General features: G+C 41.2%; 19 protein-coding genes and 1 tRNA gene. 14 read left to right on the forward strand and 6 right to left on the reverse strand.

Features of this window, described 5'->3' with window-relative positions; all coding sequences use genetic code 11:
• The first annotated feature begins 762 nt into the window (after positions 1–762).
• Positions 763–2,187: an alpha-glucosidase C-terminal domain-containing protein gene (locus tag IPM47_08075; protein QQS30869.1), complete on the forward strand. Its 1,425-nt coding sequence runs from the start codon at positions 763–765 to the stop codon at positions 2,185–2,187.
• Positions 2,188–2,208: 21 nt separating this feature from the next.
• On the opposite strand, the gene IPM47_08080 is transcribed toward IPM47_08075, so the two are convergent.
• On the reverse strand, positions 2,209–3,768 hold the full coding sequence (locus tag IPM47_08080; GenBank protein QQS30870.1) for a hypothetical protein: 1,560 nt from the start codon (positions 3,766–3,768) through the stop codon (positions 2,209–2,211).
• A gap of 283 nt (positions 3,769–4,051) precedes the next feature.
• Between IPM47_08080 and IPM47_08085 the strand changes: the two genes are divergently transcribed.
• The 8 genes from IPM47_08085 (at position 4,052) to IPM47_08120 (ending at position 11,058) form a co-directional block, all read left to right on the forward strand.
• Positions 4,052–5,278 (forward strand): sterol desaturase family protein, encoded by a 1,227-nt coding sequence (locus tag IPM47_08085; protein QQS30871.1) that lies wholly within the window; start codon positions 4,052–4,054, stop codon positions 5,276–5,278.
• 92 nt (positions 5,279–5,370) lie between these two features.
• A complete protein-coding gene (gene cutA, locus IPM47_08090) occupies positions 5,371–5,634 on the forward strand; it encodes a divalent cation tolerance protein CutA (protein ID QQS30872.1) in 264 nt (87 codons plus the stop codon).
• Between the two features lie 130 nt (positions 5,635–5,764).
• A complete protein-coding gene (locus IPM47_08095; protein QQS30873.1) occupies positions 5,765–6,073 on the forward strand; it encodes a hypothetical protein in 309 nt (102 codons plus the stop codon).
• Positions 6,074–6,075: 2 nt separating this feature from the next.
• The gene (locus IPM47_08100) at positions 6,076–6,798 is read left to right on the forward strand and encodes a DUF4397 domain-containing protein (GenBank protein ID QQS30874.1); all 723 of its coding nucleotides are present in this window, start codon (positions 6,076–6,078) and stop codon (positions 6,796–6,798) included.
• Between the two features lie 7 nt (positions 6,799–6,805).
• Positions 6,806–7,870: a hypothetical protein gene (locus IPM47_08105; GenBank protein ID QQS30875.1), complete on the forward strand. Its 1,065-nt coding sequence runs from the start codon at positions 6,806–6,808 to the stop codon at positions 7,868–7,870.
• Positions 7,871–7,914: 44 nt separating this feature from the next.
• Positions 7,915–8,811: an LD-carboxypeptidase gene (locus IPM47_08110; protein ID QQS31420.1), complete on the forward strand. Its 897-nt coding sequence runs from the start codon at positions 7,915–7,917 to the stop codon at positions 8,809–8,811.
• Between the two features lie 114 nt (positions 8,812–8,925).
• Positions 8,926–8,999 (forward strand) — tRNA-Asp (locus tag IPM47_08115).
• Between the two features lie 112 nt (positions 9,000–9,111).
• Positions 9,112–11,058 (forward strand): AAA family ATPase, encoded by a 1,947-nt coding sequence (locus IPM47_08120; protein QQS30876.1) that lies wholly within the window; start codon positions 9,112–9,114, stop codon positions 11,056–11,058.
• 35 nt (positions 11,059–11,093) lie between these two features.
• Here the strand turns inward: IPM47_08120 and IPM47_08125 are convergent, their stop codons facing one another.
• From IPM47_08125 to rnr, 4 genes are all read right to left on the reverse strand, one after another.
• Positions 11,094–12,401, reverse strand: coding sequence for an FAD-binding protein (locus IPM47_08125; GenBank protein ID QQS30877.1), 1,308 nt, complete (start codon positions 12,399–12,401; stop codon positions 11,094–11,096).
• Positions 12,402–12,454: 53 nt separating this feature from the next.
• Entirely contained in the window at positions 12,455–13,564 is a 1,110-nt protein-coding gene (locus tag IPM47_08130; protein QQS30878.1) for a two-component sensor histidine kinase, read from the reverse strand.
• 201 nt (positions 13,565–13,765) lie between these two features.
• Positions 13,766–15,064 (reverse strand): glutamate-1-semialdehyde 2,1-aminomutase, encoded by a 1,299-nt coding sequence (gene hemL / locus IPM47_08135; GenBank protein ID QQS30879.1) that lies wholly within the window; start codon positions 15,062–15,064, stop codon positions 13,766–13,768.
• A gap of 41 nt (positions 15,065–15,105) precedes the next feature.
• Positions 15,106–17,226: a ribonuclease R gene (rnr, locus tag IPM47_08140; GenBank protein QQS31421.1), complete on the reverse strand. Its 2,121-nt coding sequence runs from the start codon at positions 17,224–17,226 to the stop codon at positions 15,106–15,108.
• 477 nt (positions 17,227–17,703) lie between these two features.
• Here rnr and IPM47_08145 point away from each other — a divergent pair, with 477 nt between their 5' ends.
• From IPM47_08145 to IPM47_08155, 3 genes are all read left to right on the forward strand, one after another.
• Complete coding sequence (locus tag IPM47_08145) at positions 17,704–18,294, forward strand: hypothetical protein (GenBank protein QQS30880.1); 591 nt, start codon at positions 17,704–17,706, stop codon at positions 18,292–18,294.
• A gap of 60 nt (positions 18,295–18,354) precedes the next feature.
• Complete coding sequence (locus IPM47_08150; GenBank protein QQS30881.1) at positions 18,355–18,819, forward strand: hypothetical protein; 465 nt, start codon at positions 18,355–18,357, stop codon at positions 18,817–18,819.
• A 228-nt stretch (positions 18,820–19,047) separates the two neighbouring features.
• Positions 19,048–19,692 (forward strand): VWA domain-containing protein, encoded by a 645-nt coding sequence (locus tag IPM47_08155; protein ID QQS30882.1) that lies wholly within the window; start codon positions 19,048–19,050, stop codon positions 19,690–19,692.
• Positions 19,693–19,962: 270 nt separating this feature from the next.
• On the opposite strand, the gene IPM47_08160 is transcribed toward IPM47_08155, so the two are convergent.
• Positions 19,963–22,296, reverse strand: a complete 2,334-nt coding sequence (locus IPM47_08160; protein QQS30883.1) for an inorganic phosphate transporter — start codon at positions 22,294–22,296, stop codon at positions 19,963–19,965.
• Positions 22,297–22,540: 244 nt separating this feature from the next.
• On the opposite strand from IPM47_08160, the gene IPM47_08165 reads away from it, so the two are divergent.
• Both IPM47_08165 and prfB read left to right on the forward strand, forming a co-directional pair.
• Entirely contained in the window at positions 22,541–23,521 is a 981-nt protein-coding gene (locus tag IPM47_08165) for a polyprenyl synthetase family protein (protein QQS30884.1), read from the forward strand.
• 64 nt (positions 23,522–23,585) lie between these two features.
• Positions 23,586–24,681 (forward strand): peptide chain release factor 2 gene (prfB, locus tag IPM47_08170; GenBank protein ID QQS30885.1). Its coding sequence is split into 2 segments (ribosomal slippage): positions 23,586–23,633 and positions 23,635–24,681, totalling 1,095 coding nucleotides; the frame shifts between segments, so codons are not numbered across the junction.
• The last annotated feature ends 175 nt before the right edge of the window (positions 24,682–24,856 follow it).

The raw sequence follows: 24,856 nt of genomic DNA on the forward strand, positions 1-24,856 counted from the left end.
ACGCATAAAATTGGAGTTTTAATGCGGTTTAAAGAATGTTTTGTTAGTTAGTTTGTGTTCCCCAATTGCTAAATATAGGTGATGCAGATGAATGACGGAGCAATATACAAAATAGTGGTGTGAGTTGTTAGTAAAAAAAATAAAATATCCTTCAATTTTTAGGAGCGGGTCAAGGAGCAATATTTTTCCCGCAGATAACGCAGATTTTCGCAGAATTTTAAAGGTGCAATGACTTATTGCTGGGGTGCTTTGACTTAATTCAGGGGTGCTTTAAGTCTTTGCAGGGGCACTTTGAGTCATTGCAGGGGTGCATTAACCCGTTGCAGGGGCACTTTAAGCCAAAACAAAGGTGCAAGAATCTGTTGCATGGGTGCATTAAGTCTTTGCAGAGGTGAATTGAATTATTGCAGCGGCACAATAAGCCTTTGCAGGGGTGCAATGACCTTTTGCAGGGATGCAATAAGTCAATGCAGGTATGCATTGAGTCTTTGCAGGGGTGAATTATGTCTTTGCGCAGGTGCTAAATTGTTGGTTTTGGTGTTAATTCGGGTTGTAGGAAGCCTGGTAATGGCTTTCACAGGGTAGTTACTTTATAGTGTACTCCAAAAATGGAAGGCATCTTTAAAATATATGTTTTGAGATTATAGTAAGAGAGGGTTCTCGGGTTAAAATGAAATCTAACAAATTAATTTTTACATTTGCTTCCGGCAAAATTGTTTGGCCGGTACAGTCCTGTTTTTTAGACCTTTTAAACATACAGATATGCGGTATTATTGGTTTGTTGTTTTAACGGCATGGGTTTTGGTGTCAGCAAGTTGTGCCGATAAGGGGCAGGTTAATACGAGGCAGGAAGAACCTGAATCAAAAAATTCCGGTTCGGAAAGTCGTTATATCCCCAAGCCTTATGTCGAATTGAGTCACCCTGAGTGGAGCAAGAATGCGACCATATATGAGGTAAATATTCGTCAGTTTACACCCGAAGGCACATTTCAGGCATTTGTGCCGCACTTAGCGCGGTTGAAAGAGATGGGCATTGACATCATTTGGCTGATGCCCATTCATCCCATTGGCGAGAAAAACCGCAAGGGGAAAATGGGCAGTTATTATTCGGTGAAAGACTATTACGGGGTCAATCCCGAGTTTGGAAGCCTCGATGAGTTTAAGTCGTTGGTAGATACCATTCACAGCCTTGGAATGTATGTAATCATTGATTGGGTGGCCAACCATTCTGCCTGGGATAATCCTCTTACGGCAGAACATCCCGAATGGTACACCAAATCCCGCGAGGGCAATTTTCAACCTACCCCCTGGTATGATTGGGATGATATCATTGACTTTGACTATGATCAGCCCGGACTAAGGAAATATATGACCGAAGCATTGAAATATTGGGTTAAAGAAACCAATATTGATGGTTATCGTTGCGATGTGGCAGGATTTATTCCGGTTGACTTCTGGGATAATGTGCGGGAAGAGTTAGATGCCATAAAACCGGTTTTTATGTTGGCTGAATGGGAATCCCGCGATTTGCACAAAAAAGCCTTCGACATGACGTATGCCTGGAGTTTATGGGATCATCTTCATCAGGTTACAACCGGAAAAAAAGGGTTAGGAGGGCTGGTTAATTATATGGCAAATGATGTCAGTTCTTTTCCCAAAGGAAGTTACCGGATGACCTTTACCGACAACCACGATAAAAATTCGTGGGAGGGCAATCAGTTTTCCAATTTTGGAAATGGTCTGAAAGCCGCCATGGTTTTTGCCTGTACGGTGAATGGGATGCCTTTGGTTTACGGCGGTCAGGAAGCGGGGTTAGACAAATCGTTAGCTTTTTTTGAAAAAGACCTGATTGTTTGGAAAGAACACCCGTTTCAAAAAATGTATAAAACGCTGTTTGACTTAAAACACAGCAACGAGGCCTTGTGGAATGGCAACTGGGGAGGGGAGATGGTGAAGGTTTACAATGACCAACCTGAAAAAGTGGTATCTTTTTCACGCGAAAAAAACGGCGATAAAGTTATGCCAATTATTAATTTCAGCGATAAGGCTGTAACTGTTAAACTGGAAGCAAAATATCATACCGGCAATTATACGGAGCTTTTTTCAAACAAAACTTATGAATTGAAAGGGGAAGATGTGTTTGAGTTAGCAGCCTGGGACTATCTGGTGTTAACTCAAAACAAGTAGGATGTTTAACATCCGGCGGGGTTAAGGTAAAACAATTTTAACCGTAGAGATTTGGCTGATTTCGTCAGATAGTGTGGCAAAGTAAATACCCGAAGGCAGATGGTTTGGAAGGCCAATCAAAAGTTTGTCGGTTGTCGGATGGAGGTATTCAGCATAAACAATTCGTCCTGTCAGGTCAGTAAAAACAAGTTTGGCAGGATGAAGCAAAAGCGTTTTGACCTGAACAGATTGCAAAGCCGGGATAAAAGCAAGCGCATCGTTACCGGAAGCTATCTCCAAATCTAAGTCGGTGTTTGCAACATATTCATCTAACTCAAACACCCAGATATCGTGGTTGCCGTGAAGAACTTCCTGCTTTTTATAACCTCCGCCCAGGTCGCCGTCTGTTGAATCGGTATAACCCGCGATCACATAATTTCCAAGGCTGTTTCGGGTCATTCCATTTCCAAAATCATAGAGCGAACCTCCGAAATTCTGAGTCCAGACTACTCCTCCGTTTAAGCCGTTGAGTTTGATGAAGTTGACATCCCAGATGTAATTGGGAGGAGAAACAGTAGGATCGTAGTTAATACCTACGCCATATACATAATCAGAAACGGCATCATAAATAATGTCTCTCCCATTATCAAGTGCTGAAAGTCCGATAGTTCGTTGCCATAACAAATTGCCGGCAGAGTCGACTCTTGCCATCCAGATATCGCCTTGCCCGAAAGATTGAGTGATATCGCCGTCATTGGAGATAATATCGCTGATAAAAGCCACTCCGCCGTTGGTAGTCAAAGTCAGGGCAATGCCAAAATCTCCTAATGTTCCGCCATAAGTTTTTTCCCACAACAAATTGCCCTCCATATCCAGATGCAATAGCCAAACATCGCGGCCGCCTTTGTTCAGACTGACATTTCCGTCAGAAGACGAACTGGAGCCGATGACTAATAACTGTTGACGTACTTCGTCATAGACAACGTCAGAGCCGCTGTCGTTTCCGGAACCGCCATAGTTGTATTTCCAGACCAACTCGCCATCTGAAGATAGTTTGACCACCCAAAGGTCTAAATTTCCGTAATTTTCCGGAAAATCGCCATTGGCAGAATTAGAATGACCGGTCATTATAAATGAACCATCTGCTAACGTTATGATGGAGCGGAAGAAATCTTCACCTGTTCCACCCAAAACCTTAGTCCAGACGGTATCTCCTTCGTTTGACAAACGGACTACCCAGGTATCTACACCTCCATTGTTTTGTCCGACATCGCCATCCGGTGAAAGAGAAATGCCGGTAACTACCACTCCGCCATCCTCCGTTGCTGCAAGGCCGTATGCTTTATCCACATCAATTCCACCTAAGTTGGTTTGCCACACGATACTAAAGTCGTCAGTTAAACGGGTAATCAAATAATTGTAGTTTAACGGATTTCCGCTATAACCGGCAATGGCATATCCTCCTGCCGGCATTTCGATGATAGATTCTGCCTGATCATCCAAAGCAGGTTCACCAAAAACCGATTGCCTGACAATAGATGGCTGTGCAGATACTGATATCACCAAAACGAACAGCAGAAGAAAAATAAAACTATTTTTCATGGAAGGAGGAGTATTTTTTCATAAAGGTATAAAATTGTTCCGAATGGCTTTGGTCTTTGCACAGGCATGGTTAATTTTGAACAAAGTTTTGAAATCACCTGCTGTCAAAAAAATAAACAGATATAGTTTGGGGTTTTAAAAGAGAATTTCATGGTTTCATAGTCGTTCATTGTCCATTTTGATTTGCAACCATACAGGCAAAGAAACACATCCTGATATTACCTGGTTTGATTAACAACAGGATTTAGACCGAACATTTCTAACTGAATTATTAGAATATTTTATGGGGGAAGCTGTAGATTATATCGCCTTATCTATTCCGGTTTTTTTTCTGTTGATAGGGATGGAGTTATTGGTCAGTAAACTGAAACACACCAAACTCTACCGGTTTAATGATGCCATAACCAACCTTAGCTGCGGAATTGGCCAACAAGTTTTGGGCATATTTTTGAAAACAGTGCTGGTGTTGTTTTATGTTTTTATTTACGACCATTTTCGCCTTACCACTATGCCCAACGGCGTGCTGACCTGGATACTATTGTTTATAGGTATAGACTTTTTTTATTACTGGTTCCACAGGTTGACACACGAAATCAGTGTGATGTGGGGAAGCCATGTCGTACATCATCAAAGCGAAGAGTACAACCTGACCGTTGCTTTGCGTCAGGGTTGGGTGCAAAGCATATTTTCGACTGTTTTTTACCTCCCTTTGGCTTTTATTGGCTTCAATCCGGTTTTGTTTTTGACCATCAATGCCTTTCAGACATTGTATCAGTTTTGGATACATACCCGAACCATCGGGAAACTGCCCAAATGGTTTGAGTTTATTTTCAATACCCCTTCTCACCATCGGGTACATCATGGGGTAAATCCGATTTACATTGACCGCAATCACGGCGGCACACTTATTATCTTCGACCGGATGTTTGGCACTTTTCAGGAAGAACAAGAAGAAGTGGTCTATGGGGTAACCCAGCAACCCAATAGCTGGAATCCGCTTTGGTTAAATGTTGAATATTGGGCATGGATGTGGAAAACAATGCTTAAATCAAGAACATGGAAAGACCGCTGGAAGGTGTTGACCAAAGAGCCGGGATGGCAGCCCGACTATTTGGGTGGAGCCCAACACCCCAAAACAGTAACTCCAAAAACCTTTCATAAATACGAAACCCAGATTCCTGTAAGTCTCAGTTACTATGTGCTGATGCAATATTTTTTGGTGTTGACCGGAACCACCCTGTTTTTGTTTAGTGCCGAAAACATGCCTGTTTATGTGCAAATTGCAATAGCAGTGCTAATTATTGTCTCTGTCATCAATATGGGAGCCATTTTTGAAAAAAAACGGTGGGTTTGGTATGCTGAAATGATACGTCTGGCAAGCCTTCCTGTCCTGTTTGCGGTGTTGTTTAACATGCTTTCGGTGATGTGGGTTATTTTAGCTGTTTCAGTCTTGCTGTTTGCAGTTTCTACCGCATGGTTAACAAAATATCGGGTTTTATTTCAGTTTTAATTCCGGCAGTTACAACTTATGGTGCAAGTTTTTCGTTTTAAAAATATCCAATAATAAAATTTATTGACCACTCCAAATCAAAACAGTAAAGTATGGCGGCATTACATATCGAAACGCATCAACCGAATCAGGCGCAAAACATTGCTAAAATATTAATGGAAGAGCAATTAATTGACGGTTATAATTTCTATAAAGATGTGCCTTCCATGCGATTGGTAGGAGGCAATATTGCTATGGTCAATGAAACGATTTTAATAGCTACCACAAACCATACACTTTACACCTCTATCGAAAAGCGGTTACGCGATATTTGCGCCGGTCAGCCTATGCCGGTTATTTATACTACAGTAGATTGAGATTCTGTGTGGCAGAAAAAGTCGTTTTCTGAAATACTGCAATAAATATTTAGTTTAAAATTTCCATACCGGATTCTTCCGGTTTTACTTCGGTTTGTTATAATTAGATTTAAAACATTTCCTTTAGAATATGATGGTTGTACATATTGAAACAACAGGGTTTGAACAGGCAGTAAAAATAGCAGAAACATTACTCAACAAAAAACTGATTTATGACGTAGGTTTTTTTAAAGCAGAAAATCAAACCTTAGATCCGGACAAGGGAATCAAAGAAACCCTTGAAATTATTCTGCGGGCTAAATCGAAGTCAATTTTATATGCCAGTATCGAAAATGAGCTAAAACAGATGTTTGGAGAAAACATGCCAACAATGTTTTCCAAACCCATTATCCAAATGCCGCATGAACAATTTGCAGCTATTCGCACAGAAACCGAATAAATATGACTTTGTATTCCCGCATTGTATTGATTGCGGTTTTTGCGGTAACCTGCCTGATGTTTCAACCCGGTTGCGGCAAATCTGACGATGAATCTCCTTCTTCGCAGGTCATGTTGATACATGCTGAACCGGAATTAGACAATTTTTCGGTGGTTTACAACAATGACCAACTCTCTCAAGATCTCTCATATCCTGCACATAGCGACTATGTATCTGTACCGGGAGGCAAAGAAGTACTTTTTAGTATTCAGGAGCCGGACACAGATTCAAATCTGTTGGTGTTGAGGGTAAAAACGCTAACCGCCGGTAAATACTATTCGATGTTGATGGTGCCCGAACCAGACTTTACCATCGAAGCTGTTATCTTTGCCGATACCATAGCCCGTGCCGATACCGGAAAAGTAACCCTCAGAGTAATCAATGCCTCGCCAAACTCAGGCGAAATCAATGCCCGGATTATAGGGTTAGCGACCGATACAACCCTTACAAATCTCGAATTTAACCCCGCTGCTCCATCAGAAATGTCCGCATTTTTACCCGGTTTGCCCGAAGGGGGGTATGAGATTTTTTTTACCAATAGCATAAGTGGTGATGAGATCTATCAAATCAACGACCTTCAATTTGAAGCCGGCGGAAGCTACAGCATTATTTTGTCTGGATATGTACCTTCAGGCACAGTCGAACTACCCCCGCTTTTGGCGCACATTATTTCCCACCGGCCTTAACTTTGTTATGAAATTACCGGTTTTGTCGGCATTCTCCTGCCTTTATTTTATTGCACAGATTTGTCTGTTCTGTCATTGCCATTCGGTAAAATCAGACAGGCATATTCCTAACAACCGGTGTTTCTATTACTGGAAATCGGACTTCGCCCTTACACCCAACCAAATTGAATCATTGAACCAAAACGGTATTACCCGCTTGTACGTCAAATTTTTTGATGTGGATTGGGAAGAAAAATTACAGCGACCGGTACCTGTAGCTCCTGTTACATTTACTACTTTACCGCCTGAGCAAATTAAAATGATACCGGTTGTTTACCTGACCAACAACACCCTTGTACAAATATCTGCGGATGAAATTCAGTTTTTGGCCGACAGTATTTTTCAAAAAATTTTGGCACTTATGCCCGTTAAATCAAAAGTTCCGCCTGAAATTCAGATAGATTGTGATTGGACCGGCAGCACAAAAGACAAATATTTCCAACTCCTGACCGCCCTAAAACAAAAGCTGACACCAAAGCAGACCCTTCTTTCTTCGACCCTTCGCCTGCATCAGGTAAAATTTAGCCATCAGACCGGGATTCCTCCGGTTGATCGGGTAACGCTGATGTTTTACAATATGGGGGACTTTAAACATCCTGATACCGAAAATTCAATACTCGACCTGCAAACTGCCCAAAAATATTTGGGAAAACTGAGCGAATACCCCCTTCCGGTGGATGTGGCTTTACCGCTGTTTTCCTGGGGGGTAGTGTTCAGAAACGGCCGGTATTCTAATCTCATTGCCAATTTAAACAGTGCAGAAGCCGACACTATGAAGCAAATTCTGGAAGCACGGGGTAACAATCATTATTTAGCCTTGAAGTCAACCATGATCAACGGCAGCAGCGTCGGCAAAGGGGATATGATACGGATTGAAGAAGCAGGGGTTAATCAGTGCAAAAAAGCAGCACAAATGTTAACGTCCTATCTTCCGGTAATGGATACGATGCAGGTTATTTTGTTTCATTTAGACCGGCATATTTTTGAGCAAAATCCCAATTCCCGAATTTCGGATATTTATGACAGTTTTTGAGCATCTTTGTCCGACAAAACGATACAACAGCTCTTATGAAAACCATGTTGCCTCCGGGTCTGAAACAAGGAGATAAGGTTGCCCTTCTTTCAACTGCCAGAAAAATAACAACCGGTGAACTTGGTTTTGCCATTGATTTGTTATCAGGATGGGGGCTTGATGTGGTTATCGGAAAAACTATTGGCAAATCGCATCATCAGTTTGCCGGCACAGAATCAGAACGTTTGGAAGATTTTCAATCAATGTTGGATGACACAACAATAAAAGCCATTTTTTGTGCAAGGGGAGGCTATGGCACTACTCAGATTATTGACCGGCTCGATTTTAGCAGGTTTAGCCAGTTTCCCAAATGGATAGTAGGCTATAGCGATATTACCGTGTTACATAACCATATCCATACGCAGTTGAACATTGCGACAATACATGCAACAATGCCGGTAAACTTTGCTCAAAACACCTCTGAGGCTCTCGAAACCCTTCGTCAGGCATTATTCGGAAATCTTCCTGATTACCGGATACCGGCCAACCCGTTAAACCGGACGGGTGTTGCATCGGGTAATCTGATTGGGGGAAACCTGTCTCTGCTCTATGCGCTGATTGGAACGCCTTCTGACATACTGACAAACAGTAAAATTCTGTTTCTGGAAGACTTGGACGAATACCTGTATCATATAGACCGCATGATGAATGCCTTGAAACGCAGCGGCAAACTACAACACCTCGCCGGGTTGATAGTTGGAGGGTTCACAGAAATGAGAGATAATGCCATTCCGTTTGGTGAAACCGCCGAAGATATCATTGCCCGTTACAGCGGGGCCTATTCGTTTCCGGTAACATTCGGGTTTCCTGCCGGACATATTTCTGATAACCGGGCTTTGGTGATGGGGATGCCCGTTACTTTAAAAGTTTCCGATAGTTTTGCCGAAATCTCTTTTGATTGACAAGCAGGGATTTAAAATCACAGATAAGAAACTTTTTTTTAAAAAAATTTGTAGATACCGAAAACAACAGTAAATTTGCGCTCGCTTACGCAGAAAGAGGGTAAGCACAAGTTTGGATCGGTAGTTCAGTTGGTTAGAATGCCGCCCTGTCACGGCGGAGGTCGCGGGTTCGAGTCCCGTCCGGTCCGCAAAAAACCCGTTGTAAGTCGTTGATTTACAACGGGTTTTTGCTTTTTAGTCACCATAGAGATACTGCTATATAAAACATTAATTTTAACCCTGATTTTTTAACCGACTTAGATGAAAACCAGCACCGAAGAAATACAACATTTGTTACAACTCATTAAAGCCGAGCGGGATGAGGAAATCAAACAGTATGAACAACTAATTAAAGAAACTTCAATTGGCGAACGCAGAAAAAGGGGGATTACCTGGTATCCTGTACAGATTGTAAGCGAGGAGATTGGCCTTGGAGAACAATATGTGCTGGAGATTCAACGCACTTCTTTGTCAAACGAAATCCATCAGTTTCAATCCGGTCAAACTGCAGCGATATTCAGCAATGCCTACGAAGGGGAGCACCCGATGCTACAGGGGGTGATAAAAAAAGTGAGGGATAACAGCATTTGGTTGGTGGTGCGCAATTCAGACTTGCCCGATTGGTTGGGCGATGGTAAATTAGGCGTTGACCTGTTGTATAACGAAACGACTTACCGTGAAATGGAGCTTACCCTCCAAAAATTGCTGAAAGCCAGAGATAGCGAACGATTAGGACATCTTCGCGAAGTGTTGCTCGGCTATCGCGAACCTTCTTTTTACGAAAAGTATCCTTATATCAGTTATCCGGATTTAAACGATTCTCAAAACCTTGCCCTCCGTCAAATTGCTATTGCAGATGATATAGCCATTGTTCACGGCCCGCCGGGAACCGGAAAAACAACAACGTTAGTAAGAGCTATTCAACATGTTATCCATACGGAAAAGCAAGTATTGGTTGCAGCGCCAAGCAATACCGCAGTAGATTTGCTTAGTCTGAAGCTGTTTCAGAAAGGAGTCAGAGTTACCCGCATTGGTCATCCTGCAAGAGTTGAGGAGGAACTGCAACACCTCACACTGGATGCTCAGATAACAAAGCACCCCGATTACAAGCGTATGGTTCAAACCCGAAAAGAAGCGTTGCAATTAAAACTGGAAGCCCGGAAGTTTAAACGAAATTTTGGCAAAGATGAGCGAGAAGAGCGAAAGCATTTGGAAAGTCAGTCCCGTTTGTTGCTGGATTATGCAAGACAATTGGAAATTTACATATTAAACAGTGTGTTGGATCAGGCAGAAGCCATAACGGTTACTTTAGTAGGGGCAGCACAACCGGTCTTGCGCGATCGGATGTTCTCAACTGTTTTTATTGACGAAGCCGCACAAGCTTTGGAACCCGCTACCTGGATTCCCATCTTAAAAGCCAAACGGGTGATTTTTGCCGGCGACCATTGCCAATTGCCGCCGACAGTCAAATCGGCTGAAGCCATAAAAAAAGGACTGAATTTGTCTTTGTTTGAAAAAAGCATCAAACGAACCAAAGCGCATACCATGCTCCAAACCCAATACCGTATGAATGAAAAAATCATGCGTTTTTCGAGCGAAGAGTTTTACCAAACCAATCTGTCGGCACATCCTTCGGTTTCAGAGCATACATTGACTTCACTTTCAGACAGCATTTACCCCGAACTGAGCAAGCCATTTGAGTTTATAGACACAGCAGGTTGCGGTTTTGAAGAGGTTCAAAACCCTCAAACCATGAGTTTCAGCAATCCACAGGAAGCAACTCTGTTACTTAAATACCTTTCACAGATTTTGGAATCAATTGAGTTTGAACAACCGGATTATGCAGGTCAGGTCAATATTGGCATCATAGCCCCTTACAAGGAACAGGTTCGGTTGATAGAAACCGAAATTATGCATTACGAAACACTGGTAAAATACTTGCCTAATATTTCGATTGACACGGTTGATGGTTTTCAGGGACAAGAGCGCGACATCATTGCCATGAGTTTGGTGCGAAGCAATGACCGCGCAGAAATTGGTTTTTTAGCCGATGTCAGACGTACCAATGTGGCAATGACAAGAGCAAGAAAAAAACTCGTCATTAGCGCCGATAGTGCTACCCTGGCAATCCATCCCTTTTACCAAAAACTGTTAGATTATGTAGATAAAATTGGTGCATATCGAAGCGCCTGGGAGTTGATGTACTGAGTAACCGAAAAACCGAAGTTTCAGAACATTCAATCCTATAATGATTCCAACCCGAATAACTGCCTTAAATAACCGTTCAGGAACATTCCCATTGGGTCTAAGCGGCTACGGACTGTTAAGAAATCGTCCCATTTTGGAAACAAGGGTCGAAGGTCCTTTGCGGTGAGCGAATGGAGTTTGCCCCAATGAGGTCGCCCCTGATGGTTTCGACAAATGCTTTCCATGACATCAAAATAATGTTGATAGGGCATCCCTTTAAAAGTATGAAAAGAAATATGTGCCGAGTTTCGGCCAAAGGCGGGGCTTAAGTAAATATCATCGGCTTTAAGAAACCTGTTTTCTAAGGGGAAATGAACCTGAAACCGGTAATGTTCAAAAGCATCCACTACTTCCTGCAAGGTATCTTTAAACTCCTCAAGCGGAACATTGTATTCCATTTCATTAAACTTAACATGCCTTGGAGTAGCGTAAACTTTATGGCTCCAGTTTGTTTTGCTGAAAGGCGAAACCATCATTGAACTAAATTTTGCCACAGACGATGATATTTTCGGGGCAATGCGGGTAACATTGCTAACCGCACCAAAAATGCCGTTTTCGAGAACCACCCCATTCAGGAAATCGCTGACAGGGTTGTCCCGAACAGGCTCGTCAGTAATATTGCTGAATTTGGTTTGACAAACCGAAGAGTATGGAAACCAATAAAATTCAAAGTTCCGGTTGTGGTGGTTGTAATTATCGAGATTGGCCAAACAGGAATTAAGGTCTTCTTTATCGGCTGAGTAATTAAGTTTATAGGCAGGCACACATTGCAGGGTAATTTTTGAAATAACTCCCAAAGCGCCTAAGGATACCTGTGCAGCTTTGAAAATATCGCGGTTTTTTTGCTCCGAACATTCGATCACTTCTCCCGAAGCACTGACTATTGATAACCCTATGACCTGCGTTGGAATAATGCCAAAATCAATTCCTGTGCCATGAGTTCCGGTACTGATTGCTCCGGCAATAGATTGGCGATCAATATCTCCAAGGTTTTCCATGGCCAAGCCTTCGTTAAAGAGCAATTGAGTCAGTTGGTGTATTTTAGTGCCCGCATAAACAGTGGCCTGCATTTTAGCATGATCTATGCTTTCTATTCCCTGATAATTATCGAGAGAGAGCAACTCCTGTTCGGTTTCACAAAGAGGGGTCCATGAATGTCCGGAGCCTATCATCCTCATTTTGCGTTTTTTGATGGCGCAATGTTGTACTCTTTGAATAATTTCTTGTTCAGATGCGGGCATACGAACCTTTAATGGCTTGTATTTAACAATACCACTCCAGTTTTTCCAAGTTGTCTTAGCCATGGTTTGAAATAAAATGTAAAGGAAAGAGAGAGGTCAAATGCGGTGTTTGCCGGTTAGTTCATGTTGTTGTTAAACAGCACATTTGAATTTTTGCTAACAATAGGGGGGTCCTCTTTCGTTTTATCGGTGAGTAATAACAATTCATCGTCTTCGGGTACGACCTCACAAGGCAGGGTTACGGTAAAAACAGAACCTTGAGGTTGGTTATCCGAAATCCTGATAGCGCCTTTGTGTAGTTCCGTCAGTTGTTTTACCAGGTACAAACCTAAGCCGGTGCCTTTTGTTTTTCGGGTATCTTCATTGCCTACCCGGTAAAATTTGCGGAAAATTTTACCTTTTTCCTTGTCATCAATACCAATACCCTGATCTGCCACTTTCAGAACCGCTTTGTTATTTTGGGCCTTAAGCGATACAACAATCGGAAGGTTGGCAGGAGAATATTTCAGGGCATTTTCAATCAGGTTGATTACAATAGAAGACAAAGTCATCCGGTCGCCCATAATAAAAATGTCGGGACTGATATAGGCTTCAATAACTCTGCCAATAGCAATGGCATCTTTCATTTTATTGACTGTTTCGGCTACCAGTTGTGAAAAGTCCACATCGTCATTTGATAAACTGATAGACTGATTGTCAATCTTGGCGGCCATCAGGATATTTTCGACCAACCCCTGAAGCCGGTCGGCATCTTTCAGAGAATTGTTCAGCAATTTTTTTTGAATATCGCGGTCTAAAGTCCCTCTTTTCAACAAAGTTTCCAATCCGAGCCGGATGCTCGCAACCGGAGATTTCAATTCATGGGTAATGGACAGCAAAAAATTTCTTTGTTGCCTGTTGAGCAAAATTTCGGAACGGATTCCTGTATGTAGTTGGTAGGTTGCCAATAAAATGATAATCAGAAATACTAACCCCTCAATCAGGATCATGTATTTTTTTGACAGATAATCGCGGTAAGCATCCTTGTAGGTTGGGGCATTGATGACCTCGTCCGGGTTAAGATTGGCTTGCTTATAGATAATTTCTTCCTTTTCAACAGTGATCTTTAAAATTGTTTCAAGGTTGTTAACATGAAACCAGGTCCACCACGAAAAGCAGGCAACCACATAAATGACAAGCATATAGAAAATCACTAACGGCCTGAAAATTTGCTTGAGGTTAGGCATGTTGCAGAATATATATAAGGGGTGAGGTCGGCTTAACTTAAATACGAATAATCAAAGGTAGGAGTAATTTTTTAATTTGCAATAGTTGTTATCTTTTTAGATAGAGACATAGGTGCTTTCAGAGATGAATATGTCATATTTTAAGTTTGATGTTTACAGCGGCACTTTTTTTAAAGTTGACTTTTCTCTGACTTTAGGAGATTATGTCTGTTCAAACACAATATCCAGACAGCGACAAAAAATTTCCTGTGCTGTTTTCAAATCGGCTTGTGTATGTGCAGCCGAGATAAATCCGACTTCATAGCCGGAAGGACCTAAATAGATTCCATGTGCTAAAAGCAGGTGAAACAATTGGCTGAACAGAGGCATTTTTGACGCATCAATTTCAGCAGCGCTATGGACCGAAGAATTACGGGTAAAAGCAATCCAGAAAATGGAGGCGATGGAAAAAAATTTAACCTCATACGCTTTTTGGAGGCAGTGCCGGTTGATTGCAGCTACGAAGTTTTGGGTGTTTTGTGCTAAATTTTCATAAAATCCGGGCAGAAGACATTCAGTCAGTTGAGCTGCTCCTGCTGCCATAGCAATTGGATTGCCGGACAAGGTTCCGGCTTGGTAAACGGGTCCGTCAGGAGAAACAAACTTCATAATATCTTTGCTTGCCCCATAAGCACCAACGGGCATTCCGCCTCCAATGATTTTTCCAAAGGTAATCAGATCGGGTTGTATTTGATAATGACCTGCTGCGCCTTCAAATCCAACTCTGAAACCGGATATTACTTCGTCAAAAATGAGCAGGGTGTTATTTTGTGTACAAATTTGCCGTAGATAGTTTAAAAACGAATCATCCTGAATCAAGAGTCCGTTGTTTGCCGGAATTGGTTCAATGATGACTGCTGCTATCTGATTGGAATAAAGTTCAAAAGCTTGTTTTAAAGATTCACGGTCGTTTAACGGAACAACAATGGTTTCTTTGGCAATAGATTCGGGAACACCTGCCGAAGAAGATTCGCCAAAAGTAACCAACCCGGAACCGGCTTTAACCAGCAACTGATCTACATGACCATGATAACAGCCCTCAAATTTGATAATTTTGCTTCGTCCGGTATAGCCTCTTGCTAAACGCAAGGCCGACATCACCGCCTCAGTTCCTGAACTTACAAAACGCAGTTTTTCGATAAAACGGTGATGTTGTAAAATGATTCTTGCTAATTCCAACTCATAAGCAACCGGGGTTCCAAATGAAGTTCCTTTACCGGCAGCTTCGATAATTTTTTCACGAACCTTTGGGTGATTATGTCCTAAAATAAGCGGCCCCCACGAACAACAGAAATCAATGTATTCGTTGCCGTCAGCATCCCATACATGGCAACCCTCTCCGCGATTCATAAACACGGGTGTTCCCCCAACTGACTTAAACGCCCTTACCGGAGAATTGACTCCACCGGGAAAATATTGAAGCGCTTCCTCATAAAGAGCTTTAGATTTAGTAAGTATCATGTTGAATTTAGGAATAAAAATGATGGTTTTAACGAAACTGCTCAGGCAAGTTCAAAATCAATGGTGCGGGCTAACAGGTCAGTACTGACTACTCGAACATGTACGCGTCCGCCTAATTGATAGCGTTTTCCCTTATTAAAACCGATAAAAGCATGTTGAGTTTCCTGAAATACATAGGTATCGTCAATAACGGTGCTGATTCTGACCAATCCTTCGCATTTGTTTTCGACCAATTCGACCCAAAAACCGAAATGGGCAACACCCGAAATAACTCCTTCAAATTCCTGCCCAATTCTTTCGCTCAGGTATTCTACCTGCTTATATTTCACCGATTCGCGTTCAGCCTCCATAGCTTTGCGTTCCATGAGGGAACTATGTTCGCATTTGTGTTTAAGAGTGTCCACATCCCGATTAACACGGGTTGGGTCTTGAAGGCATTGCCATAAAATCCGGTGAACCATCACATCAGGATAGCGCCGTATGGGGGAGGTGAAGTGGGTATAATGTTGAAATCCAAGTCCATAATGTCCAATGTTCTGAACAGTATAAGCTGCTTTTGCCATAGAACGGATGGCTAAAGACTCCAACAGATGTTGTTCGGGTTTGCCTTTTATTTGTGTAAGCAAATTGTTGAGCGAAGCCGATATTTGCTCAGGAGTATCTAACTTTAGTTCGTAACCAAAGTCGGCAGCAAGCCTTTTAAATTCTGCTAATTTTTCAATATCCGGAGCACTGTGGGTACGGTTGACAAAGGGGATTTGTTCAGGACGGGTATTTATAAATTCGGCAACAGACCGGTTGGCGAGCAACATAAAGTCTTCAATCAGGCGATTGGTATCCAGCATTTCTTTAGCCATTACTTGTATAGGTTTGCCTGATTCATCGAGGATAAATTTTACTTCATCGCTTCCAAAATCTATAGAGCCGGCTTCCATTCTTTTGGCTCGCAGTATTTTTGCCAAACGGTCTAACAGTTTCAACTCGTCTGCCATATCGCCTTGACCGGAATCTAAAATTTCCTGAGCTTCGGCATAATGAAATCTGCGTGTTGAATGAATGAGTGTTCGTCCGAACCATTTACGAACTACTTTAGCCTCATCGGTCATTTCAAAAACAGCCGAGAAACACAATTTGTCTTCGTTTGGGCGAAGAGAGCAAATCAGGTTAGACAGTTTTTCGGGAAACATAGGCAATACCCGGTCAACAAGATAAACGGAAGTAGCTCGTTTAAACCCATCCCGTTCAAGCGCAGAATCCGGAGAAACATAATAAGAAACATCGGCTATATGTACCCCGATTTCCCAGTTACCGTTGGGCAATTTCTGTACAGAAAGCGCATCATCAAAGTCTTTGGCATCTACAGGGTCAATGGTAAAGGTCGTAACTCCTTTAAATATTTTTCTTTGGACTATATCTTTTTCGGTTATGGTAACCGAAAGTTTTTCAGATTCGGCCAATGCTTCTGCGCTGAATTTAAGAGGAAAACCTTTGTTAGCCAGAATAGATATCATTTCAGCATTGTTTTCTCCTGGTTTTCCGAGTATTTTGGACACTTCGGCTACCGGTTTTTTGCCATCCTCACTCCACTCTATTACCCGCACCAACACTTTATCTCCATCTTTTGCACCGTTGATTTTTGACAAAGGCAAAAACAAGTTGAGCGGAATATTTGTATCCGGAATAAATAAAGCAAATTTGGGTGCGACTTTAATGATTCCGGTAAAAACCGTTTTACTTCGCTCAACAATTTCCACTACTTCTCCTTCCAAACGCCGGCCGCCACTTTTTATACCTGCCCTAACCTTGACACGGTCTCCGTCAAAAGCACCTTTTAGCCTTCCGGCAGGCACAAAAATATCTCTGTCTGATTGTTCTGAAACAATATAGGCGGAGCCGCTTGCCGTCATGTCAACCACGCCTACTATCAGTTTGCGCGAAGTATTTTGATTGCTTCGGCTTTTTCGTTCAGTTTTTTTAGGGGAGGCTTCGGCTCCAATCAGATGAAAACGGTTGCCTTTGGTTTTTGCAATCAGATTTTTATCACACAAGCGGTTTACGGCAGCTACAATTTCATCGGCATCATAACTGCGTCTTCCGATTTTGCTGTGAATTGCTTTATAGCCATAAAGCGTAGAAGGGTTATTGGTAAAAATTCGCAGAATTAACTGGTCTAACGATGGCGGTCGTTTACCTGAACTATTTTTTGAAGAGCGTTTATTTGCCAATTGTCAGAAAATTTCTTTAAAAAATTGAATAGCCATGTTGCTTGTACAAAGTTAAAGACCTTAACCATATTTAAGGCATGTTTCTACTATATTTTAAAGTTAACTTAAATACTGCCTTTGAATACTCCCAACTAATGCAGCCTAAACCGTCCTGTTTTAATAAAAAAGGGGGTTAAATTCTGATAAATAAATCATCAGAAACAGGGTTGAAATTTAACCGCAAAATTCTTCTAATCGCTTTAAAACAAAGGGACAGAGAAGGATATATGCCATGGTAAATCTTGAAAATCGGATAAATTTTGGTTAGTTTATGGCTATTTGGCGAGGCTATCTTTGCATCATCAGTCGGATAAAACAACTTAAACAAAATAAATCAACCTTTTTTAAAATCACCTTTCAAACAAAAATTGAATTATGAAAACAAGTTTTTTCTCTCCCGCATCTCTTTTAGCCTTTGTTGCTTTTTGCCTGTTTGCTTTTAATGTGAATGTACAGGCGCAGGATTACGATTGGACACAAACCCCTGAGTATCAAAAAATGTACAACGATTTGATGCAAAACGTTGAAAACACTTACAACACGACTTATAACAATAGCATGGCAGATGCTCAAAAAATTATGGACAAACAAAAAGAAGACGAAGCCCGCTACTATCAGGAAGTGATGGAAATGGTTACCCGCAGTTATGAAGAAACCTATACCTATTGGATGGGCAGGTATGAAGAAATCATTGCGGAAGCAAATGCCAATGCAAAAGTACTACAAGCACAACTCATTGCTCATGGACAAGCTGTTTACCAACAGGCTTTGGCAAATGGCATCAGCAAGGTTGCTGCTCAAAAAATGGCTGTCGAAACCGTTGGCAATTTGGCAAGTACCAATTCCATCACCAATTCTTTTGGGCACGACCTGACTATGAAAATTATGAACAACTGGCCTAACGGAAGCGGTGCTTTGTACAAATATGGAGACGGTACTTATGGCAACTGGGCAACCCGGTACTAAGAGCTTAACGCATCAAACCTTAATTAACAAATAACAATAAACAATAAAAAAACAAAAAACATGAAAACGATTTTATTCCATTTGATTTTGACAATTACACTTTGTTCAGGTCTTTTCCTTGAAACCTTTGCTCAAGACCAACTTTTTCCGATGAGTATTAACCGAAAAGATAAAACAGCTTTTGGGTTGGTTCAAGCAGATAATCAAGCAGTTGGTACTGTTACCTGGCATACCGGTAAGAACAATTTCAACTTTCCGGGCTCGTCACTGAAATTTTCTGCTACAGTCAATGAAAGTTTCACCTTGGTCGAATTAATGATTGTCAACGCAAAAATACCGGTAACTTTCTCACTTTTAACTCCCCCCGAAGGATATACTAACCCTGATTTAACACAATTTTACACAGTTGAATTTACCGACCTTTCCGGAAAGGTGATAACAGGCGTGCTTGCTTTTTGTTGGGCGGAAAACAGCACCTCAATTCCTGCCATTAACAATCTCCCTTATTGGTCAGAAAAAAGTTAATCCGTCGTTATTAAGTTTAACAATACCCCTGCGCTTAATTTGCTCAGGGGTTTTTTTAGTTGGCGGCTACCTTTTTTTAATAAAAACCAAAACCAAGTCTTGATTAATGTCCAAATATGTTTTTCATCAATAGCCTTTATACAATGGAACTTTATTTTTGATAAGATTGTTTGTAAATACATCTGATATGAAATTTCAAAAACTAATCACTTTTAAATTACCCCGATTATGACCAATCACAAAGCGTACAACCTGATTATTTTAGATGAAAGCGGTTCTATGGAGTCTATTAAAACTCCTACTATCAGAGGGTTTAATGAAGTTGTTCAAACCATCAGAGAAGTAGAGAAGCAGTTTCCAGAACAGGAACATTATGTTACTTTAATCACCTTTAACGGAGGAGGCATTAAAACTTTGTTGGACAAACAGAGGGTTAATCAGCTTTTTGAAATTGACCAGAATCGCTATCAACCCAACGCCAGCACCCCTTTATTGGATGCCATAGGTTTTGGAGCAATCGGGTTGAAAAATTATTTGCAGGATAAAACCGACTACAATGTATTAGTTACCATTTTGACCGACGGTGAAGAGAATGCGTCAAGAGAATTTAACAGACGGCAGATCAATGAAATTATCAATGAGTTGAAAACTAAAGGCTGGGTTTTTACCTATATCGGAGCAAATCAGGACGTGGATGCAGTAGCTGATTCGCTTTCAATAAACAGCAAAATGGCTTTTATGGCGAACGAAGCGGATATGAGAAACATGTTTGACAAAGAGAGAAAGCAGAGAATGGCGTATTACAAAAACATCCATTTTAACAGAGAGCAACCCGAGGATTATTTTGAAGATCAGGATGAAAAGAAAAGCTAAACCGCATTTTTTGTAAATACGGACTATAACCTGACTTTAATTTCAGGATGTTTACCGAATTTCTTGTTTTTAACACTATAAATCAGAAAAAATAGCGCTTGTATTTTTAATGGTATGATAATTTGTAAAAAGCCCGCTACCTAATGGTGAGCGGGCTTTTTGTTTATATAGAACGCTATCAAGAAGTATGATAAAAGAATGAACCGGGCAACATTGAAATCTAAAAAAAATGTTTTTAGTTTTTATTTTCCGGAATATAGACGGTAAACTTTAAACGGGTTCATCTTTGTCAAGTTGGTTTTTACTATCCAATTCCTTTTCGGTTAAAAGCACGGCTTTGCTGTGAGTAGAATATGATCTGAGAAGCCGGTTGTACAATTTCATAAATCTTGCGGCAACTGCAATCAAATCTTTGGTTTCGAGGAGTAAGGTAAAAAACAAGTGGCTGTTTTTCGTGCCATACTGTTTTTCCTGAACACCTTTGATTTGTTGAGCCAACTGATTTTCAATATTTTCAAATAGATATTTTTTTTGCTCCAACACATAAGGCAGTTTATCGAAATTATAGTTTTCAAATCCTTCTATAATCACGAGCATATAATCATCCAACTGTTTTTGAAGTTGTTGTAATTGAGCGGTTTGTTCATCAGTTAAAGGAGTGTGGAGGTTTTCAACGTGCTCGCGGCAAACTTTAATGACAAGCTGAGCTGCCTGAGCTATATCCTGTTCCAGGTCATAGACCAATAAAAACACCCTACTGGCTTCGGTATGTTCTTCGTCAATTCTTTGAATCGAATGAAGCAGTTTTATTTTGAAATCTTTGTTCTGTTGTTTAAGTGCTTTAATGATTGCTTTGGTAGATTTTAGTTGTTCTTCCGATTCGTTTTTCAACCCCTGAAGGGCGAGAGAATAAGCTTTTTGAACAGTTACCAGAGTATTGGCCACACTTTGGGCAGTTTCACGGGCAATCACCATTCCTTCTATTGGATTGGTGTTGCTTAAAATTTCATCAATCCGGTCTTTTTCGATTTCCTTTTCGCGGTGGTAAAAGAAATTATTGATGATAAGCCCGGCAGCCAACAAAACGAGTGCTCCTACAGCCCAACCTCCTAATTGATGGATCAGCGTGGCAATTAACCCTGAAACCAAAAAAGCTATGATCGCTGTAGCAAACCAACCGCCAATAACATGAAGCACACCCGAAACCCGATAGACAGCAGTATCTCTGCCCCAAGCCCTGTCGGCAAAAGAAGAGCCCATTGCAACAATAAACGTTACATAAGTTGTTGAAAGCGGAAGTTTGTAGGAAGTACCCAAAGCAATCAATGCACTTGCTACGGTTAAATTGACCGATGCCCGGATCAAATCGAAAGCCGGTTCAGGTTCTTCCAGCTTGTTTTGATTCGTTATCGAAGGTGAAGTTTCATTGGAGAAACTTTCATCTACTTTTGATAACCACGAATTGGGAATTATCCGTTGTGTTTGGTCTCCGATAAAGCGGCTAAACCGAACCATCATTCTGGAAAGGGTGGTTGGTTCAAATTTTTCAAGTCCTTCCCCCTGCCGTCCCAATCCTACTTCTGTTTCAGTTACTGTTCTTGCTTTTCGCGAAAACATCAAAGTTGCGACCATAATGAGTCCCGAAAACACTAAAAACAAGACGTTGGGTTTTGCGGCAAGACTTAGCGACTGCATCCCAAATTGATTGGCTTCAACACCCGAAACCGACCATGCTTTATAGGCTTCATAACCTGCCATCGGAACGCCGATAAAATTGACTAAATCGTTTCCGGCAAAAGCCATTGCCAATCCAAAAGTTCCAAACAAAACTACAATTCGCAAAACATTTACCTTAAAAACAGAAATCAGTATTTGCATTAAAATCCACCAAAAAACAAAAGAAGCACCTAACAACAAGAGTGTATTGGCCTGCACTTGTTTGACAAAATCGGCAGGCAAAAACACAGCACCTTTTACCCCTTTTATCAGCAGAAAAAACGTCATGACTGACAATGCCAAACCTGCCCAAATTCCACCTATATATTTAATACGGTTTTTGAAGTTGTAAGTAAACAGCAGACGGGAAAGGAATTGAATTAATGTGCCAAAAGTAAATGCAAGCACCACTGACAATAAAATACTTGTAACTATGGTGATGACATTAGAAGCATTGATATAATTGGCAAGCATGGCAATAGACTCGCCATTTTCAATAGTTTTCAAGAGCCCAACTGCTACAGAAGCGCCTAATAGTTCAAAAATCAAAGATACGGTGGTGGAGGTAGGTAACCCTAAAGTATTAAAGAAGTCGAGCAATACTACATCGGTAATCATCACCGCTAGAAAAATGACCATTACCTCGGCAAAAACAAAGAAATCAGGGTTAAAAATACCTTTTCGGGCGACCTCCATCATACCGCCGGAAAATGATGCGCCTATAAAAACCCCTAAACTCGCAACAATCATAATCACATATCGCGGGGCTACTCTCGAACCTATTGCAGAATTTAAGAAATTGACCGCATCATTACCTACCCCTACTATCAAATCACTAAATGCAAAAATCAGCAGAAACAGGACTATCAAAAAATAGTATTCCGGCATATAAAATCAAAATTTTGGTAAAAATAGAAAGCCAATGTTAAGCTATTGTTAAAAATAGCATGTTTTTTAAAAAAAGCTTGTCATATTTTGCGGTCAACCTTTGTTTAAACAAATATTTATGTTCCAATTATCAGGCCAATGATGAATCGGTTAACTTGATTGATTGATATCTCCTTGTTCGCTTCATATTGTTAAAGAATTTGTACCTTTGAGCCTGCAGGCAGCATCGTGTTAACCCATTTCCATGACCGAAAGCATATCGCTCTACGATATTCAAAAAGTAATCGCACCTCAACTCGAATTGTTTGAGGGTAAATTCAAAGACTCTGTACGAAGTAAAGTACCCCTTTTAGATAGGGTTATGTATTATATCGTTCAAAGAAAAGGCAAACAAATCAGACCCATGTTTGTCTTTTTTTCGGCTATGTTGCAGGGGCAGATCACAGAAGCCACTTATCGCGGTGCTGCTTTGGTTGAATTGTTGCACACCGCAACCCTAATCCATGACGATGTGGTGGATGATGCTAATGAACGGCGAGGTTTTTTTTCGGTCAATGCGCTCTGGAAAAACAAAGTAGCGGTGCTTGTCGGTGATTACCTGCTTTCCAAAGGACTGTTGCTTGCAATTGACAATCAGGATTTTAACCTGCTTCAGATTGTTTCAAAGGCAGTCAGAGATATGAGTGAGGGAGAATTGCTGCAAATGGAACGAAGCCGAAGACTAAATCTTGACGAAACCACCTATTTTGAGATCATCACCAAAAAAACCGCTTCGCTGATAGCGTCAGCTTGTGCGGTTGGTTTTGCCTCGGCGGTCAATGACATTCATGCTCATCATCTTGTCTGGAATATCGGTGAAAAAATCGGCATTGCCTTCCAGATCCGGGACGACTTGTTCGATTTTGGAGCCGAAGATACCGGAAAACCAAAAGGCATTGATATTAAAGAAAAAAAACTCACCCTTCCGGTTATTTTTGCCATTAACAATGCCAGTGATGCAGACCGCCGCCGCTTGATTTATACCATTAAAAATCAATATGCCAACAAAAAGAAAGTGGCTGAGGTAATAGATTTTGTTTGGAAGAGCGGAGGTATTGAATATGCACAGGAGGCGATGCACCGGTTTAAAAAGGAGGCGCTGAACCTGCTCTCCGGTTTTCCGCAAAACGAAGGACGCAAAGGGTTAGAGCAACTGATTTGGTTTACCATTGAACGAAAAAGATAACCCTTTTTTTAACCTGAAAAAAGCGACCTAAACCATATTTTTACAACTTTAGACATAACATTTAATGACCACAGAACAACTAAAAACAGTTGAAGGGCGACTCGCTTCGCTAAGGAGGTATCTTTGACGTCGAAAACCGCAAAGAACTGATCATTCATGAAGAAGCACTTACCGTTGAACCTGATTTCTGGAACAATTCCAAACGCGCTCAGACCATTCTGAAATCTATTAAAACCAATAAACATTGGGTCGAACTGTTTGAAACCGCCTATTCTGAGTACGAAGACTTAGGTGTATTGCAGGAGTTTTCAATGATGGGCGAAACAGATGAGCAGGAAATCAATATTCAATACCAAAAAGTGTTGGAACTGGTAGATGATTTGGAGTTACAGGCAACCCTGAACGAACCTGAAGACCAGTTAGGGGCTATTTTAACCATAAATTCCGGTGCAGGGGGCACTGAAAGTTGCGATTGGGCTTCTATGTTAATGCGTATGTATGTGATGTGGGGAGAAAAACAAGGCTATAAGGTGCTCGAGTTGGATTTGCAGGAAGGCGATACAGCCGGTATTAAGTCGGTTTCTTTAGAATTTGACGGAGAGTTTGCCTATGGCTATTTAAAAGGCGAAAGTGGGGTCCATCGGTTGGTAAGGATTTCACCCTTTGATTCCAACAGTCGCCGGCATACCTCGTTTGCTTCCGTATTTGTTTATCCGCTTGCCGATGAAACCATAGATATTGAAGTAAATCCGGCAGATTTGGAATGGGATACCTTCAGGTCAAGCGGAGCCGGCGGCCAAAATGTAAATAAGGTAGAAACCGCCGTCCGCCTCAGACATTTACCCTCCGGCATTGTAGTAGAATGTCAGGTTCACCGTTCTCAACCTCAAAACCGCGAAACTGCCATTCAAATGTTGAAATCCCGCTTGTATGAACAGGAATTGCAAAGGCAAAACGAAGAAAAAGCAAAAGTCGAAAGCGGGAAACGCAAGATTGAATGGGGCAGTCAGGTGCGCAATTATGTATTGCACCCCTATAAACTCATCAAAGACTTGAGAACAAATGTAGAAACCGGCAATGTTCAGCCTGTTTTAGACGGAGACCTCAACATGTTTATCAAAGCCATGATGGTATATGGCAAACAAGGGGGGGAGGATTAAACCCGGACTTTCAAAAATCTACAAATATTTGAGATCTGCTCTGTGGAAGAACGGAAGAGGGAAAAATTTATGTAAACATTTGCAAACCAAAGGTTTTTTGAATTGTGTTTATAAACAAATTTACCTCAATACATTGAATTTTCGGGCAAACAAAAAAAATCCCTTTTCAGGAAAG

Source organism: Sphingobacteriales bacterium, assembly GCA_016700115.1.
Lineage (GTDB): Bacteria > Bacteroidota > Bacteroidia > Chitinophagales > UBA2359 > UBA2359.

Coding starts and splice junctions, on each gene's coding strand:
- IPM47_08075 (QQS30869.1), top strand. CDS start 763: ATGCGGTATTATTGGTTTGTTGTTTTAACGGCATGGGTTTTGGTGTCA.
- IPM47_08080 (QQS30870.1), bottom strand. CDS start 3,768: ATGAAAAATAGTTTTATTTTTCTTCTGCTGTTCGTTTTGGTGATATCA.
- IPM47_08085 (QQS30871.1), top strand. CDS start 4,052: ATGGGGGAAGCTGTAGATTATATCGCCTTATCTATTCCGGTTTTTTTT.
- cutA (QQS30872.1), top strand. CDS start 5,371: ATGGCGGCATTACATATCGAAACGCATCAACCGAATCAGGCGCAAAAC.
- IPM47_08095 (QQS30873.1), top strand. CDS start 5,765: ATGATGGTTGTACATATTGAAACAACAGGGTTTGAACAGGCAGTAAAA.
- IPM47_08100 (QQS30874.1), top strand. CDS start 6,076: ATGACTTTGTATTCCCGCATTGTATTGATTGCGGTTTTTGCGGTAACC.
- IPM47_08105 (QQS30875.1), top strand. CDS start 6,806: ATGAAATTACCGGTTTTGTCGGCATTCTCCTGCCTTTATTTTATTGCA.
- IPM47_08110 (QQS31420.1), top strand. CDS start 7,915: ATGTTGCCTCCGGGTCTGAAACAAGGAGATAAGGTTGCCCTTCTTTCA.
- IPM47_08120 (QQS30876.1), top strand. CDS start 9,112: ATGAAAACCAGCACCGAAGAAATACAACATTTGTTACAACTCATTAAA.
- IPM47_08125 (QQS30877.1), bottom strand. CDS start 12,401: ATGGCTAAGACAACTTGGAAAAACTGGAGTGGTATTGTTAAATACAAG.
- IPM47_08130 (QQS30878.1), bottom strand. CDS start 13,564: ATGCCTAACCTCAAGCAAATTTTCAGGCCGTTAGTGATTTTCTATATG.
- hemL (QQS30879.1), bottom strand. CDS start 15,064: ATGATACTTACTAAATCTAAAGCTCTTTATGAGGAAGCGCTTCAATAT.
- IPM47_08145 (QQS30880.1), top strand. CDS start 17,704: ATGAAAACAAGTTTTTTCTCTCCCGCATCTCTTTTAGCCTTTGTTGCT.
- IPM47_08150 (QQS30881.1), top strand. CDS start 18,355: ATGAAAACGATTTTATTCCATTTGATTTTGACAATTACACTTTGTTCA.
- IPM47_08155 (QQS30882.1), top strand. CDS start 19,048: ATGACCAATCACAAAGCGTACAACCTGATTATTTTAGATGAAAGCGGT.
- IPM47_08160 (QQS30883.1), bottom strand. CDS start 22,296: ATGCCGGAATACTATTTTTTGATAGTCCTGTTTCTGCTGATTTTTGCA.
- IPM47_08165 (QQS30884.1), top strand. CDS start 22,541: ATGACCGAAAGCATATCGCTCTACGATATTCAAAAAGTAATCGCACCT.